Consider the following 16,944-nt stretch of genomic DNA (forward strand, 5'->3'; position numbering starts at 1 on the left):
ATATCTTTACTATATTTTAAACGCAAATCTACAACAATATCGCGATAGATTTCATTAAATTTGCACAAAAAAACGAGAGAAGAGTATGAGTGTAACAATATTGGGGATAGAATCATCCTGTGATGATACTTCCTCTTCTGTAATACGCGACGGCGTGATGCTGTCGAACGTGATAGCCAGCCAGGCCGTTCACGAGGCTTATGGCGGTGTCGTTCCCGAACTGGCTTCGCGGGCACATCAGCAGAATATTATCCCGGTGGTTGCCGAAGCCATCAAACGGGCCGGTATCGATAAATCGGAACTGAGCGCCGTCGCTTTCACACGAGGACCGGGACTGATGGGTTCCTTGCTCGTCGGGACCTCTTTTGCCAAAGGATTTGCCGCCTCTCTGGATATTCCGATGATCGAGATCAACCATTTGCAGGCCCATGTGCTTGCCCATTTCATCAAGGAAACGCCGGAAGACGATCATGCGCCTTCTTTCCCTTTCCTTTGCTTGCTGGTGTCGGGTGGCAATTCGCAAATCATCAAGGTGAACGCATATAACGATATGGAGGTGATAGGCCAGACAATAGACGACGCGGCCGGCGAAGCCTTCGACAAATGTGCCAAGGTGATGGGATTGGGTTATCCCGGCGGTCCGGTGGTGAACCGTCTGGCCAACGAAGGAAATCCGAAAGCCTTCGCTTTCAGTAAACCGCATATTCCGGGGTACGATTACAGTTTCAGCGGGTTGAAAACCTCTTTCCTTTATACGTTGAGGGATCGGTTGCAGGAAGATCCCGATTTTATCGAAAAGAACAAACAAGACCTCTGTGCTTCCTTACAGTCTACAGTGGTTGATATCCTGATGAATAAGTTGCGTAAAGCAGCGAAAGGCCTGAATATAAAAGAGGTAGCAGTGGCCGGAGGTGTATCGGCAAACTCCGGTTTGCGTGATGCTTTCCTGGATCATGCCAAGCGGTATGGTTGGAAGGTACATATCCCGAAGTTTGCGTTTACAACAGACAACGCAGCGATGGTCGCCATTACAGGTTATTATAAATACCTCGATAAGGATTTCTGCCCGATGGATGCAGTTCCTTTCTCTAGGGTTGTTATTTAAAGAAGAATACAAAGGTTGGAAGAAATATACTATCATACTATCATATTTCGATATAAGTAGTTGTATACATGTTTGTTATAGTATGATAGTAGCTGTTTTCAACGATCATTTATCTATCATACTACTATCATTTCCTACTTAAAAAATGGGACAGACAGTATGCTGTTTTCACTAAGTATATGGCTAAAAGACAAGCAGATAGTGACAAAAGTTGCTCGACACCCGGGTCTTGAAACCTTTGACACCCGGGTGTAGGCATCGTCGAGATGGGGGTGTAAAAAGGGGTGAAACGGGCATCCCGGCAACAAAAAGTCTGTGTTCGAGTGAAATTAAGTCATAGTTTTGGGATAAAAAGGAAGTAATCTGACGAATTATAAGATGCCGTAGGCGGTTGTAACAAACGTCTTTATCAGTCTTAAAAAGACTGTCCGTTGGTTAAAATAGAGTTAAAATGATGGTTGCATGATAGGTAAATGATAGTATAAAAGACGTACTGTCATAGTTTAAATGATTGCTATATAGTTATTTACATGTCGTAATGACAGTATGATAGTATATTCCGTGAAAACCTCTTATATTGAGGGGGCTATTCACAATTAGTCCTTTCAGGACAAGCTAAGACAATTAATTAGTTTAAATCTGATAATTATTAAAACATTTAAACCTGATAATAAAACGATATGAATAATAATAATTCGCTCAGCGAACAACTTGGCGGACTTCTCCGTTCGAAAGGATTGTTAATGGGTACGGCGGAAAGCTGTACGGGCGGACGTATTGCCAATATGGTTACCCTGGTGGCTGGTAGTTCCGATTATTTTGTCGGGGGCGTTGTTTCTTATAGCAACGAGGTGAAACATAATGTGCTCGGAGTTTCGGAAGACAGTTTGCGTCTTCATGGTGCCGTGAGCCGTGAAGTGGTGGAACAGATGGCGCAGGGAGCTATCCGTACGTTGGGATGCGATTGCTCGGTGGCGACGTCGGGAGTTGCCGGACCGGGCGGGGGAAGTCCCGAAAAACCGGTAGGAACGGTCTGGATCGCTGCCGCTTTGAAGGAACAGGTCGTTTCACATTGTTATCATTTCGGTACGGTGCGGGCCGAAAACATACAGTCGGCAGCCGATACCGCTTTGACAATGTTACTGGAACTTTTACAGAAGTCCGATGGATAAATTCATAGAACAACAGCGATTGATCTATCCGATGTCGGACGAAGCCATCCGGCTTCTGATCGATGAGATGGACGAGGTTTCTTTCCCGAAGGGCGATCTTCTTATCAGGGAGGGCGACCGTGACCCGTTCGTGTGGTTCGTCAGGAAGGGATTGATCCGTTCTTATGTCGAAAGGGAAACGAAAGACATCACGTTATGGTTCGCTTCGGATGGCGAAATGATAAATTTCGTCTACCGGGATATTGCCGCTTATAATATCGAGATGGTGGAGGATTCGGACTTGCTCCGTATCCCTGCCCGCAGACTGGAAGAGCTTTTCGAGCAGTCGCACGACATAGCTGTCTGGGGACTCAAACTGCTTGATTATTACCTCCGGGAATATGAAAATTATTTTATTAATGATAGTTGGAGTGATGCCCGCGAGCAATACGAAGCCTTGTTGCGCAGCAATCCCGAACTTTTCCAGCGAGTGCCTCTCAAGCATATCGCTTCTTATCTCCAGATCACTCCTCAATCGTTGAGCCGTATTCGTTCTTCTTCTAAATAAAAAGAGCAGACCGAAATTATCCTATGGTAATTTTTCTCTGAAAAGACCTCCCTACCTTTGCAGCCGGAAACCAAAAGTGAGTTGATTTATGAATAAAGACAAAGCTCTCTTCCGCCTGGAAAGGGAGAAATTATTGTTGACAGGTGAGATTCCCCGCTTATTTATGAAGTATGCACTTCCCGGTGTTGCGGGATTGTTGTTCCTGGGTATACAATCCGTGATCGACGGGATTGTGTTGGGACGTTTTGTAGGAGCCAATGCGCTTGCCAGTGTGAATCTGGTTTTGCCGTGTTACAGTCTGATTTCGGCATTTGCAATCGTGATGGGTATCGGGGGGCAAACCCTCGTCAGTATCAGCCTCGGAAGAGGGGATAAGCAGGAGGCTAATAACGCTTTGCGCTCGGTATTCGTGTTTTTGCTGGGGATGTCCGTGGTGGTGAGCCTGGTTATTTTTCTGTCAGCAGGAAAGATTGCTTCTTTTTTGGGGGCGAACGAAGTGTTGTTACCCGATGCGGTACATTATATACGGGCACTCGTTCCTTTCTTCCCGCTGCTGTGTGCGATATTTTTCGGCGACTACATAATCAAGGCGATGGGGCATCCGTTGTATGCGACTTCTGTTATGGGGATGACTGTGGTTCTGAATATTGTTCTGGACCTCGTGTTTGTTGCCGTTCTGGGGTGGGGCGTTATGGGAGCCGGACTGGCTACCGGTATTGCTTTTACGATGGGAGCCTGTTTCAATGTGCCCCGTCTGTTTTCACGTCATGAAGTGGTTGCCGTGCAGCGTGGACGCTATGACCGGCGGCTGGTGTGGAATGCTTTCTATAACGGTTCGTCCGAAGGTATGTCGGAGTTGTCGGTGGCGATTACGGTATTTCTTTTCAATATTACCATGATGAGGTATCTGGGAGAGAGTGGGGTGGCTGCATTTACGGCAATCAATTATATATTGTTTATCGGAACGACCGTATTCCTTGGCATATCGGATGGGATCATTCCTATTATCGGGTATAATTACGGGGCCAGACAACAGGAACGTATCAAATCTATCCTGAAATTGGCGGCGCGGACGAATTCGCTGATCGGGATCGGTTTGTTTTTGCTGTTGTTGCTGTTTGGCGAGCAGGTGATCGGACTCTTTTTTAAGGATCATGGGAGCGAGGCTTTTGAGATTGCTTCGAGGGGTGTTTCGATTTACTGTTTCGCCTTCTTGTTGTGCGGGTTGAATATATTGGCTTCCAGTTATTTTACGGCGATAGGGAATGCTAAGATATCTATTATTATCTCAGCTTTGAGAGGACTCGTATTTGTGGGAATCGGCATACTTGTCCTCCCTGCCGTGTTCGGTATCGATGCCATCTGGTATGATGTACCGATCGCTGAGATATGTACCTTGTCCGTTTCTTTCTGGCTGGTACGTAGGTCGTTATTTAATAATCGGAGCAATTAACCGGTATCCTTTTTCATTCGGATGCAATCCGTCGGAGAAGAGGGATTCGTCTATCTTTCCGTTGGGAAGGAGCAAGGCTGGCCCTGCATCGCCGAACAGGCAGTTTTCCTCCTCGGCCATCGTCCGGATATTCCGGTTGATGTTTTTCACCCAGTCCTCATGTTCGCGACGGGGAAGGATACCCATTACCTGGATCGTTGCTTTCGGCTGGCGGTTACGAACGGCTATGATAAGGAATCGTAGACCTTCTACAATGTCTTCGTCCGTACTGGAACCCATGTTGTTTGTTCCGATCATCAGGACGACCTTCTTTGCTTCGTAACCGTCCAGTTCATCGTGGTAGATACGCCAGAGTGCGTTTTCGATGCGGTCGTAACCATATCCCAGGTTCTGGAAACCGGCGGCTGCCATGTATTTCTTCCAGCTTTCCGGACCTCTGTTTAATGGGCCGGCAGGTTCGCCTCCCCAGAAATGCGTAATCGAATTGCCTATGATAACGGCTTTGGGAGGGTGCTGTTTGATATGGCTTATTATTTCGCGATGGCGTTTTTGCCATTCGTAATTGTTCGGTTCGCGGCGTTGGGTTACCGGCTGGCAGGTTGGGCGGTTACCTTCCGGGATACGGAGTATTTCACGTACTTTCTTTTCTACGGCTGTTGCCTGAGCCTGTGCACCCAGGTCGGAGGGGTGTACGTAATCAACCCAGGCATCCGGCGAGTAATCGAGCTCGTCGTGTGTCAGGTAGTAGAGGTCTTTCACTCCTTCCGATTGTAGTATTTCGAAGCCTTTTTGTGAACCTCTGTTGAGGCGGGTATATAGTTCATATTGTCCCTTGTCGGTCGGTGCATTGCTGTATCCGGCGTGTTCGACAAGCAGGATGGGAGCGTTGCGGGTCGCCCTGATTTGTTTTACGGCGGCAACGACCAGGTTTGTAACTTCCTGTTCGGTATTTGGTGTCAGGTTAGGCAGGCAATCCAGGATATATATACGTGCATCCTGCTCTATGATGTAGTTCAGCACTTCCTTTTCCAGTTTCCCGTTTCCGGAAAATCCCAGGTTGATAAGCGGATAGCCCAGCGAACGTTGCAGGATATTGGCCCAGGCCATAGCCGGACGGGAGGAACAGGCTCCTTGTGCGATGGAGGTTCCATAGAGTACGACCGGCTTTTCCGGCGATTGCGGGATAAAGGTCAGTTCGCTGTCTTCGGGAGTGCCGATCTCCATCCATTCTACCGTATTATATAAAGGTAAGTAAAGACGGTATTCAAATCCACGGTTATGATAGCTGTCCTGACCTAAATTTCTGTAACTGTATGTAATGGTATCTCCGAAAGAATAGTTTCCGAAGCAAAAGCCCCATTTCCCGTCGCTGTCGATACTGTACAGGTCGACGCCGGATACACCGGTACTTTGCATGTGCGGCATATTCAATCCGCCACTCACTTTGTAGCGGACGGTGATCTGTGGGGCATTACTATAAAAGTGGATCGCTAACCCGGCCGAGTTGCGGGAGAGGTTCCATACGGCGGGTCTTATTTCCTTCTCTGCCCGGTCAGGCAGGCGGACATATTTGTAACCTATTTCATCAGGCCAGCCCTGGTTTTGTACTACAGGAAAACCTGCATCCATCGGATTCTGCCATTTCCATTGTGCCCCGGCAGAAAGGCATGCCATACAGAAAAATAGTAGGCAAAAGAGTCTTTTCATGGTCGTTATTATGTGTTTATGTTACTTTTTGATACGATATTGACAAAGATAAAACAATTTCAGGAATTCTATTTTTATTTATTCATGTATATTTGCCACTGTTAAACAAAAAGTAAAAATACCATGAAAGTACAAGCACTGCTCGTATTCCTTCTGGCCGGAAGCATGTCGTTGATGGCTCAGAAGAGTTATCAGTTACAATCGCCGGACAGAAAACTGCAAACGGTAGTTACCGTAGGTGATAATGTAGAATTTTCCCTGACTCATGACGGAACAGAGGTCCTGGCCCCATCCGCAATCTCCATGACTTTACAGAATGGAGAAGTTTTGGGAGCAAAACCGAAAGTATCGAAAGTAACCAAAGGGTCGGTAGACAAAGTGATTCCTTCTCCTTTCTATAAGAAGGCGGAAGTAAGCGATATCTATAATGAAATGACGATTTCTTTCCGTGGAGATTACAGTATCGCCTTCCGCTTATATAACGATGGACTGGCTTATCGTTTCATTACCCGTAAGAAAGGGGAGATTGTCGTTGCAGACGAAGCGGCAACCTACAACTTCTCGACAGACCATAAGACATTTTCTGCTTATGTAAACAGTACGAAGCCGACATTCGAAGAACAGTTCTCCAACTCGTTTGAGCAACCTTATGTGAATGAAGCTATCACCAAACTGAACGACAAACGTTTGATGATCCTCCCTTATCTGGTGGATCTGGGCAATGGAAAGAAACTATGTATCACCGAAGCCGATTTGGAAGACTATCCGGGTATGTTCCTGAACAATGCAACAGATAAACCCTCTCTGAAATCTGTGCATGCCCCTTATCCGAAGGTAAAACAGCAGGGGGGACATAACCGCCTTCAGATGCTGGTCAAGGAACGTGAAGATTTTATAGCTAAAACGAAAGGAAACCGTTCGTTCCCGTGGCGTGTGTTTGTCGTTTCTGAAAATGACAAGCAGCTGGTCGATTGCGATATGGTGTATCGCCTGGCTTCTCCTTCCCGTGTAAGTGATGTTTCCTGGATCAAACCGGGTAAGGTTGCCTGGGACTGGTGGAACGATTGGAACATTTACGGAGTGGACTTCCGTGCCGGTATCAATAACGATACTTATAAATATTATATCGACTTCGCTTCCGAACATGGCATCGAATATGTAATTCTGGATGAGGGTTGGGCTGTTAACCTGGAAGCAGATTTGTTGAAAGTCATCCCGGAAATCGATCTTCCAACCATCGTATCGTACGCCAAATCGAAGAATGTGGATATTATTTTGTGGGCAGGTTTTTATGCTTTCGACCGTGATATGGAGAATGTTGTGAAGCATTATGCGGATATGGGTGTCAAAGGTTTCAAGGTTGACTTTATGGACCGTGACGATCAGGAACTTATTAATTTCTTGTACCGCTCGGCAGAAACTTGTGCCAGATATAAGATGTTGGTCGATTTTCACGGCATATGTAAACCGACCGGTTTGCAGCGTACTTATCCGAACGTGATCAATTATGAAGGGGTGAATGGTTTGGAACAGTTGAAATGGTCGCCTGCCTCTTACGATATGGTTACTTACGACGTAACATTCCCGTTCATTCGTATGGTTGCCGGTCCGGTAGATTATACACAGGGTGCCATGCGGAATGCAACCCGTGCCAACTATCGTCCGGTCAACTCCGAACCGATGAGCCAGGGTACCCGTTGCCGCCAGCTGGCTACTTATGTGATTTTCGAATCGCCTCTGAATATGCTTTGCGATAATCCGACCAATTATATGCGTGAAAAAGAATGTACCGAATTTATCGCAAACATCCCGACCGTTTGGAACGAAACACAGGTGCTCGATGCAAAAGTATCCGAATATATTGCTATGGCCCGCCAGCACGATGATATCTGGTATCTGGGTGCCCTGACCAATTGGGAGCCGCGCGAGATGGAACTGGATCTTTCTTTCCTGGGTGACGGCGATTACAAACTGGAACTTTTCAAAGACGGTATCAATGCCGACCGTGCCGCCTGCGATTATAAAAAAGAAATCATCCCGGTTCCCGCCGACCGTAAGCTGAAGATCAAAATGGCTCCGGGCGGCGGATATGCTGCAAAGATCTATAAATAACCGACTTCCAGGTGCATGGAATAAGCGTTCGAACCGTCCGCATAATAATTGTTTATTGTGCGGACCGGTTCGAATTTGTTTTTTTGGTAAAGACGGAGCGCTGCCGGGTTTGATACGTTTACTTCGAGCGTAATCTTTGGATGATTATGCTGTCTGGCAAATTCGATCGTTTTGTCTATCAGGTGTTGCCCTAACTTCTGCTTTCTGAAACCGGGATGTACGGCTAAAGAATAGATGCGCAGATTAGGGGTATGATCGTTTTGCAAGAGAGAAACGTAAGCGACTATTCTCTCTTGGTATTCAACGACATAAAACATTCCTTTGGCTTTTGTGATCAGATAGACGAATTGTTTTTTGGAAAAGCTGTCCGGACCGAAACAGGATGTCTCTATTCTCATAATCCCGTCCAGGTCTGCCCGGGTTGCCTGCCTGGTTATAATCTCCTGTTCCATCTTTTAGAAGTGTTTCATATCCAACATACGCCCGAAATGATTCAGTATCCTGTAATACAGGTCATCGCCCAGTACAGCGTCTTCGATACCGTGGTCGATACTCGGATTGTCGTTGATCTCGATAACCATGGCGCGGTCGTTGACCATTTTCATATCGACTCCGTATAATCCTTTTCCGATAAATGAAGTCGCTTTGACTGCCGTGTCGAGCACTTTGCGGGGAACCTGATAAATAGGAATGGTATCGACCAGTCCGCACCGGCTTCTTCCCGAATCATAATGACAGTAGATTTGCCAGTGTCCTTTGGCCATATAATACTTGCAGGCAAACAACGGCTCACCGTTCAGGATACCGATCCGCCAGTCGAACTCAGTCGGAGTAAATTCCTGGGCGAGGAGGATGGATGATTTTTCAAACAGCAGGTCGAGTGCTGCTTCCAGCTCCGTTTCGTTGGTCACCTTCTTCATCCCGAAAGAGAAAGAACCATCCGGAATCTTCAGGATGAACGGTGATCCCAACTGGCTGCTGATCTGTTCGAATGTGTTTTCGTTTGACTTGAATATCAGCATCGAGAGGGGAGCCGGTATCTTTTCCTTTTCAAATAATTCATTCAGGAATACTTTATTTGTGCACCGGATGATGGATAACGGATCGTCTATCACGACCATTCCGTTCTGCCTTGCCAATTGCGAAAGCCGGAAGGTGTAATGGTTCAGTGAAGTCGTCGTACGTATAAATAAAGCATCGAACTCCATCAGACGGGTGGCATCTTCTTCCGTGATCAGTTCGGCATGTATATCCATCTTTTTGGCTACTTCCAACAGTTTGTTTATGGCCTGTTTGTTGCTGGGGGGGAACTTTTCCTCCGGATCGTATAATACAGCCAGGCTATAGCGGGCGGATTTAACGGTTTGGGGTGCACGCCATACCTTTTTGTTGAAACGGTCGAGCGCTTCAGCGAAGAAACTTTGTTCTTCATCGTTCAGTTGTTCCAATGACAAGAGTTGAATGGATTCAATCTGGTTCTTAGCCCGGGTATTAAAACTGATCCTAAGGAGGGGAGCAGGATAGTTTTCGAAGATGAATCGGGCAATTTTCTCCAGCCCTTTTTCCTGGCAAGTCCCGAAATAGAGGTTCAGATACCAGATATCATCGGTAATATTGTTTTTCTGTATCCATTGATAACAGAGCTTCTGTAAGTTCCGGTCCATGCGGACACCCGCCCCGGCTTCCAGCTTATTGATGATATCTACTCCGGGAATCACCTTGTGTCCTCGGGGTTGAGCCAGTAATGAACAGTAATATCCTTCGGAATTATAACTGTAGTCATTACTGAGGTTGATGACAAACTTACTCCCCTTTTCTTTTTGGAGAGATTTGTTTTTTAAATAATCGGAAACAGTTAAGATACTGCTTGTCTTATAATACGGTTTCCAATCATTCAGACTGTCTAAAAGAATCAGCACATTATTCATATTGAATATTAAAATGAGTGCGCAAAAATAGACAAATAAATCAATCTGTAATGCGAATAATCATTAATTATTAAAAGTACTCTTTGCTGATTGAGTCTCAGGGTGTTGTTTCCTGTCACATATTATCTCCAATCTCGTTGTTTGTGTTGTTAAACATCTTGATTTTTACGGTTTGGGTGTAGAAATGTTTACTTTTGTTGAAACATAAATATTATAATATCACTTTACAGTCAAAATGTCATTTTGTTATTTTACCTTCTGTATCTTTGCTTTGTAAGTATCCGGTTCCGGTTTGCCTGTAAAATATGGAACTGTACGGAAGTTAAGGATTATCTTTTTGGATGGTAGTTTTCTAATAATATGGAAAAATGATTTTCGGACTGCATTTATCTGTACGGATAGGTGTAGTCCGGTTTGTTTTTATATTGTTTTGTATAACATTTAGTAAAGTGAAAGTTAGACTGTCTGGTAGATACTTTTAGAAGAAAAATAGCTGCTATTTAAAAAAATATTCACTTTGTATACCTCAGATCAGGTCATGTCCTTTCTTTTCTGATTCCCTTTTTATCTATCTGTGCAGATCGTTTCCACTGACTGCCCGGATTGTTTTGACTATCCGCACTGTTTGTTGCAATGATCCGTACGGATGGTAGTGATTACCTGCCGGATAACGGCAGCGATCTGCGCAGGTAGTGAATGCTATCCGGAAGGAAAGGAATACATACTTTTCTGTTTATACGGATTTCTTTGATTCGCTTGTTAGTAGAAAGCCTGTTTATGTGTTATTTTGTTTACTAAATTCCTTTAATATTTATCAATTAGTAAATAATTAAGTATATGAGAACAGACAAAAGCCGGGCTACAGGCAGGCGGCAGAAAGTGGAAATGTTGCAGTTTATGCAGCAGAAAATAGACCGCTTGGAAGATAGTGGTAAAAAGAGTACGGCACATAATTACAGGAGTACGCTCAATTCGTTCCGGCGTTTTTTAGGATCGAAGAGAGTGTATGCGGAAAAGATGGACGGGGAGTTGATGGTGGCGTATGAACATTGGTTGATGGAAGATAAGCCGGAAGGAAAAGGTTGTGACGCGATTACCCGAAAAGCTGGAATTTGCCCTTTCGATATTTCTTTTTTCTTATTATACGCGGGGAATGTCGTTTGTGGATTTGGCACATTTAAAGAAAAAGGATATCCAAGGGGGAGTCTTGACTTATGTGAGGCGCAAAACTGGAAAGGTGTTACATATTGAATTACTCCCGGAAATGATCATGATTATCCGGCGGTATGCATCTGAAGTAAAAGACAGCCCTTATCTGTTCCCACTCCTGACAAAAGATAGAGCAGGCTATGAAAGTGCGCTTAGGTTACAAAATAAACGATTGAAACGGGTTGCAAAGATTCTCGGCTTGAATGTAAAATTGACGACTCATGTGGCAAGGCATTCCTGGGCGACAATAGCTCGTGATAAAGGAGTGGATTATTCGTATAAATTTAAAATCAACAATCATGAGTAACAAAAAGCATAAAGCCATGTTGAGTGAACATTTCAGTCTGGAAGAGTTGACTTATAGCCGTATAGCGGTAGAGAACGGATTGGATAATGAACCGCCTCCTGCTGTCCGTCAGTCACTTTGTTATCTGGCCGTTCATCTGTTGGAACCATTGAGAGGGCTCTATAATAGTCCGATTGCCGTACTGAGTGGTTATCGTAGTGACTCTGTTAACCGTCTAGCTGGTGGTGTCGTTAACAGCCAGCACCGGAAAGGGGAGGCTGCCGATTGCTATATCCCGGAAGGACCGTGCCGTTTACTGGATATCCTGAAGAAATCAGGATTGCTTTTCGACCAGGCCATTCTGTACAAGAAACGGAATTTTCTTCATCTCTCCCTGAAAGAGAAAGGTACCAATAGAATACAGATATTATTTTATATTTTATGTCTGGTATTTCTGTTGCCGTCTTGCCAGATACGACGGGGCAGCACGAGAGAAGAACATGCTTTCTATATTGACTCATTAGTTGCCTCCGGCAAAGACTCTTCCCTTTTTAACCGTAAAACATTCACTATAGATTCTATTAACTGGAATATAACCCGGGTGGTCTTTTCGCCACCCGATAGTACCGGCCGACAATATCCGGCAGAGATAGCTTTATTGCAAGGGAAAAAACATCACAGCATAACCGACATAAGTAGTAAGACCGCTAATTCGTCAGTAGAATTGACCCGCCATCAAACCGCTGTTTCTTCTTTTTTTTCCGAAAATCAGTACAAACACTCATCGTCTGTGAGTATTTGGATAGTAGTTTTTGTCCTGTTAGCCGGGGTATGCCTGGGGTTCGGAAACTCATCGCAAACATGAGATTATTAGTCACTTCATTAGGGGTGGAGTGGCTTTGATATTAATTCAATGAGTATATTATATCTTTTTATTTACACTGCATCATTCTTACATATCCCTTACACAACGGACGTAAACAGAAGACGTATTCCAATCCATGGCACTACCGCTGATTGCATTGTCCCATCTATTGGTTACATTGAAATATACAGCACGATTATCATTCGGATATTTTCGGTTTACCCAATAATAACGTCCGTTAGTTTGCTCTCCTCCGAGATGGTCGAAACCGAGATCAGTAAAATCATTAAAAGTCATCCCTCCTTTTTGTAATTCCGGAATCTGCGCAGGACTACCCGATTTAGAACCGACACCACCGCCCAGCAAAAGAATCTGCCTCATCTCCAATTCCGACGGAAGACGCCATCCTGATTCACTGCCCTCTTCACTGTAAGCAGCACAACCAGTAAGAGGTGTTGCAAGATCAACCGCATTCGAATTACTCCATCCTGAAGCTTCCACCCAAGTGCCGTTTGACAAAGAATTAACTATAACAGCATCCTTTTTCGCTACACGGAATCGGGGGGAAAGGTAACTCCAGTTTGGGTCTGCCGGACCTTCTCCCGACACGTCAGATACCTGATCTTTTTCAGTGAAACGCAAAGGCAATCCCAATCTGTAATAACTATACGTTCCTGTGGTCATGGGATTAACATCAACATATCCTTTTTCTACACCATTCACTTTTTCGTATGATACGATTACCGGATTACCGCTTATATTCGTGAGGTATGGATACGTCTTTTCCACATTTTTATTATCCCGCACACAGCGCACAATACCGGTTGAGCTATAATTGGCACTTACATCCACGGTAGTTCCGGCAAAGTATGCCGAATTCCGTACTGACGAGGGAGTAGTCTTCGGCACCGTGCTCGTCCAGTAATGTCCACGACTATTAAGTGCAATGCCTTTCACTCCTAACATAACGGTAGTAGCCCCCATCAATCCGTGGTAGCGTGCAGGCAGATACCATTCCAAACGGGGATCATCCGCACTGTTTATATCCCACCATTCTTCATTCATCATCATACAAAAACCTGCCGGTGAAAAGACCGGTGGAGCCGTCATTCCCTGAGCGGCATAATTAATCTGTTCAGCCACATATCCTTCCAATGCTTTGAAAATCTTTAACGTGTTCTCTTTTCCGTCACTCGTACTCGTAGCCTCGTACTTGGATTCATCTTTGTCGTAGTCAGTACCTTCATCAACAAGATTTATCCCCATCGGCAAACTACCCTCAAAGGCAAACATTGTTTCATACAAAGGATCGGTAGTATAATCATAAACATACCTTCCGGACGCTAATGCTTTAGTTTTTATAAGATTCTCTGCAGAGGCCATTTGATTTATGTATACCGTTTTATCAGCATATCCGGGTTGAATTTCACCATTGGGATTTCCATCAAATGTTCTCACTACGATTCTCTTGCGTTTATTAGCAACACCGTCAAATCTTGTTACTTTAAAGAGAATTGTACCATGTCCGCTGACATAACCATCCCCTACAGTGTTTTGAACTTTGTCTCCATCAAGATCTATCACCCCCTCAAATACAGGTCCCGCATCCGTTATTTCCTGAAGTCTCCAATAGGATCCTTCTTTAGCCCGAACCATCACACCATACGTACCGGCTTCAGAAGGAAAAAAGTTATTGTCGAGAATCGTAATCTTATCGGTAGCATACTGGGTAACCCGCCAAGCTCGGCTCATATCCGGTTCATTATCATTAAAATACCGTAATTCTACAGTACGCGTCACAGGCATAACGTTTACTCCGACATTTATTCTGATACGTGCTCCCGAAGGCAATCCATTCTTCTTCATACCTACATTTATCCAGTTTGCTTCATCATCTTCTACCCACTTGGAACGAATCTCTCCAATTCCCATATTTGCATTTGTTCCGGGATTCGATGCACCATCTTTAAGAGGAAGATACGAAAGCGATAGCCCCTGCCAGTTGGTGATAGCATTGCCATAAATATCGACCAGTTCAAATCCCCAGGTATCTTCGCCTGCATCCATATACAGATAAGAATTAGTGTTTGCGACAGGAACAGGTCTTACCTGATTACCCCAATTCGTATCATTCGGATCCAGATAAGAGGTTTCGGGCGAACGGTTGGAAGCATACCGACCATTCAGATAACGCAATTCACGCACATGCAGATTTTCTTTATCTACACGGATATCGGAAGTTACGATACCGGCTCCGTCAATTTTCACGGTAACGGTATAATGAGTGTTGCGTTTGATATTGAAATTGTCTATATTGTTTTCACCCAAATATATTTTCCAGGTCACCTTTCCCACATTACGTCCATCATTCATTACTCCCTCGACCAGCAGATATGTAGCCAGATTGTCGATTTCATTATCGGCTGCCGCATTGTTTTTAAACTGTTCCTTTCCCCTTTCAGATGTATTATTCGGATATAGAGCCTCATCATCACCATGCATTCTGTTCTCCAGTATATAATATGACTCGGAAGTGCTGTAATTTTTAACCAGATCTCCTCCATTATCTGTCAAACCGGCTTTAATAGATGACAGATTCTCCGGAACAGTAATTTTGTCTCCATCAGTAGCAAAAGCGGCGTGCTTGGGAACATTCACTATTTGAAGTCCGGTTATAGAAAGGGTTGCACCAATGAAAGGATGAGAGGGAGAACTGATCGACTGGGAAGCTTCTATCATCACATCCAGTTTTGCTGTAAGTTTATCCACATAAACCAGTATACTTGATATAGGTGTTTCCTCCAGGCTAACCTCCATATTTATAGAACCAACCATCACCAGTTTATCCCCGGATGAGATACTTGCATTATCCGTACTGTCCGGCGTATAAACGAGTGTTTTAAATTCGTCCAGATTTACAGCAAAAGTACCTGTGGCTGGATTAATAAAAGGATTATTCCCTGACACTCCCATATCACCATTGGCTTCACCGTAATTGGTAATGAAATAAATAAGGTTATTTGTACCATCACTATTGGCTAGAATGACATTAAAATTACCACTTTCATCGGGAACGTATTGTTTAACGGACGCATCAATCAGTTCATTATTCGCATCGAACTGTCCGACAACAACATGTGTCCAATTATGCTCCTGCTGACTGGTTAATGACTTAGTTTGTACAGTTTCAAAGCCGGATGCTATCATATTGACATGTGCCCGTACGAATCCTTCGGGTACACCGGTCTGGTCGACCGGCTTACGTTTGTTTGGCTCGAATGCATCATCCGTACATCCGATCAGCATAACTGCTCCGAATATTACAGATAAGATTAATTGCAAAATTATATTCCCGTTCTCTATTCTCTTTCTTTTCATAATTATCCTTATTTATCGGGGTATGGTAACTGTCCATTGGGCATTGCGCCATCCTCTTACAAAAATACCTCCGGCATTCACCGTCACTTCATACGTGTATTCGCTTCCACGTTCAAATCGTTGATTCCTTAATACGGATTCGTAAGATTTGTAGTTATCTCCGTTTATCAGCAAGTGGAACGTCAGTTTGACATCCCTGCTTCTGAGGGTCACTGTTTCGGTATTGGTATCGGGATTAGGGATAACCTCGGAAATCAACTCCCAAGTATCAGTTTTCTCATGTATTCCATCTTCATAGCCTTTCGGTTGTTGATAAACATTACGCGCATTCCGGATAGAAACAGTTCCGAAGACAGCACCTTCTTCAGTCAGGATCGTTTCTCTCAGTTTTTGCTCGCCAATAAAGAAGTTAGTACTAAAAGCATTGTAAGTCATATTACTCATCTCGATACCTCTATTTTCTATCCGCATACTCTCAACATCACTTCCCCGAATAACAATAAATCTGATCCGTGAGGAAAGCAAAGTGAACGGCTCGAGCTGAATATTGTAGACACCCGGTGTTCCTTCGGTTACTTGTCCGGCATCCTGACTGATTTGTATTCCTTTAAGAGGACTAGAGGTATATAAAGTGACCGGTATATCCCCTTCCTGAGCAACGACACCGCCATGCCGGAATCGGTATCCCGGTACGTCATACCCATCTATCGCCGATGTATTCAGTTGAACAGCCGGCGAAATTGCAAAAAAATCATAGAGAGCCCCGGGAAGATGCAGGTCGGTATGGGTTATTTCTCCATCCTCCAAGGCCTCTCCGGTTACAGGATCGACACGCCACGGAACGAGTGCTCGTTTATCGGAGGAATTATTTCTTTCTTCCTGACTTCGCACCTTGAATGTCATTTCCTTTTCCTGCAACCTATTATTTGAATACGGATTATTTTCTCCTTCGCTGGTATTGGCATCATAGACATACAACCGTATGGTCGATCCGGCAGGCATCGCTTCCGTAACCATGGAACGCGTAAGCTGATCATCAGTTGTTGCAATGCGAGGTGGCAGGATATTGATCAGTACCTCCCCGTCACCGCCACCGTTTATGTCCGGTTCCGGAATCTGCTCACTACATGCTGTAAACAAGCAGACTATTAAAATCGGTATGTAAAATTTTCTTTTCATATA

13 protein-coding genes are annotated in these 16,944 nt (G+C 44.5%); 8 read left to right on the forward strand and 5 right to left on the reverse strand.

Going from position 1 to position 16,944, the window contains the following annotated elements; all coding sequences use genetic code 11:
• Window positions 1-85: 85 nt before the first annotated feature.
• The 4 genes from tsaD to DWW91_RS12395 all read left to right on the forward strand — a co-directional run bounded on the left by tsaD (window position 86) and on the right by DWW91_RS12395 (window position 4,277).
• Window positions 86-1,105, forward strand: coding sequence for a tRNA (adenosine(37)-N6)-threonylcarbamoyltransferase complex transferase subunit TsaD (tsaD, locus tag DWW91_RS12380; RefSeq protein ID WP_010803700.1), 1,020 nt, complete (start codon window positions 86-88; stop codon window positions 1,103-1,105).
• Window positions 1,106-1,785: 680 nt separating this feature from the next.
• Window positions 1,786-2,277 (forward strand): CinA family protein, encoded by a 492-nt coding sequence (locus DWW91_RS12385; protein ID WP_010803699.1) that lies wholly within the window; start codon window positions 1,786-1,788, stop codon window positions 2,275-2,277.
• Window positions 2,270-2,824, forward strand: a complete 555-nt coding sequence (locus DWW91_RS12390) for a Crp/Fnr family transcriptional regulator (RefSeq protein WP_007653179.1) — start codon at window positions 2,270-2,272, stop codon at window positions 2,822-2,824. Before DWW91_RS12385 ends, DWW91_RS12390 begins: the two co-directional genes overlap by 8 nt.
• A gap of 88 nt (window positions 2,825-2,912) precedes the next feature.
• Window positions 2,913-4,277 (forward strand): MATE family efflux transporter, encoded by a 1,365-nt coding sequence (locus DWW91_RS12395; RefSeq protein WP_122327907.1) that lies wholly within the window; start codon window positions 2,913-2,915, stop codon window positions 4,275-4,277.
• Here the strand turns inward: DWW91_RS12395 and DWW91_RS12400 are convergent.
• Window positions 4,254-5,984, reverse strand: coding sequence for an SGNH/GDSL hydrolase family protein (locus tag DWW91_RS12400; RefSeq protein WP_122327908.1), 1,731 nt, complete (start codon window positions 5,982-5,984; stop codon window positions 4,254-4,256). The genes DWW91_RS12395 and DWW91_RS12400 overlap by 24 nt on opposite strands.
• A 123-nt stretch (window positions 5,985-6,107) precedes the next feature.
• Here DWW91_RS12400 and DWW91_RS12405 point away from each other — a divergent pair, with 123 nt between their 5' ends.
• Window positions 6,108-8,096 carry a glycoside hydrolase family 97 protein gene (locus tag DWW91_RS12405; protein ID WP_007653182.1) on the forward strand — a complete coding sequence of 663 codons (1,989 nt, stop codon included), beginning with the start codon at window positions 6,108-6,110 and terminating at the stop codon, window positions 8,094-8,096.
• On the opposite strand, the gene DWW91_RS12410 is transcribed toward DWW91_RS12405, so the two are convergent.
• Both DWW91_RS12410 and DWW91_RS12415 read right to left on the reverse strand, forming a co-directional pair.
• Window positions 8,087-8,548, reverse strand: a complete 462-nt coding sequence (locus tag DWW91_RS12410; RefSeq protein WP_010803696.1) for an N-acetyltransferase — start codon at window positions 8,546-8,548, stop codon at window positions 8,087-8,089. The two genes, DWW91_RS12405 and DWW91_RS12410, sit on opposite strands and share 10 nt — an antisense overlap.
• A 3-nt stretch (window positions 8,549-8,551) precedes the next feature.
• Complete coding sequence (locus DWW91_RS12415; protein WP_010803695.1) at window positions 8,552-10,024, reverse strand: RimK family protein; 1,473 nt, start codon at window positions 10,022-10,024, stop codon at window positions 8,552-8,554.
• A gap of 837 nt (window positions 10,025-10,861) precedes the next feature.
• Here DWW91_RS12415 and DWW91_RS12420 point away from each other — a divergent pair.
• Genes DWW91_RS12420 through DWW91_RS12430 form a run of 3 tightly spaced genes read left to right on the forward strand, consistent with a single transcriptional unit; the run spans window position 10,862 to window position 12,384 of the window.
• Entirely contained in the window at window positions 10,862-11,275 is a 414-nt protein-coding gene (locus DWW91_RS12420) for a phage integrase SAM-like domain-containing protein (protein WP_122327909.1), read from the forward strand.
• Window positions 11,178-11,540 carry a tyrosine-type recombinase/integrase gene (locus DWW91_RS27645; RefSeq protein WP_122327910.1) on the forward strand — a complete coding sequence of 121 codons (363 nt, stop codon included), beginning with the start codon at window positions 11,178-11,180 and terminating at the stop codon, window positions 11,538-11,540. The genes DWW91_RS12420 and DWW91_RS27645 overlap by 98 nt, the downstream gene beginning before the upstream one ends.
• Window positions 11,533-12,384, forward strand: a complete 852-nt coding sequence (locus DWW91_RS12430) for a D-Ala-D-Ala carboxypeptidase family metallohydrolase (RefSeq protein WP_122327911.1) — start codon at window positions 11,533-11,535, stop codon at window positions 12,382-12,384. The genes DWW91_RS27645 and DWW91_RS12430 overlap by 8 nt, the downstream gene beginning before the upstream one ends.
• Before the next feature lie 87 nt (window positions 12,385-12,471).
• On the opposite strand, the gene DWW91_RS12435 is transcribed toward DWW91_RS12430, so the two are convergent.
• Complete coding sequence (locus DWW91_RS12435; protein ID WP_122327912.1) at window positions 12,472-15,762, reverse strand: DUF4906 domain-containing protein; 3,291 nt, start codon at window positions 15,760-15,762, stop codon at window positions 12,472-12,474.
• Window positions 15,763-15,774: 12 nt separating this feature from the next.
• The gene (locus DWW91_RS12440) at window positions 15,775-16,941 is read right to left on the reverse strand and encodes a BF2992 family fimbrillin-A clan protein (protein ID WP_122327913.1); all 1,167 of its coding nucleotides are present in this window, start codon (window positions 16,939-16,941) and stop codon (window positions 15,775-15,777) included.
• Window positions 16,942-16,944 lie beyond the last annotated feature (3 nt).

The organism is Parabacteroides sp. AF17-3, assembly GCF_003635445.1.
Lineage (GTDB): Bacteria > Bacteroidota > Bacteroidia > Bacteroidales > Tannerellaceae > Parabacteroides > Parabacteroides goldsteinii.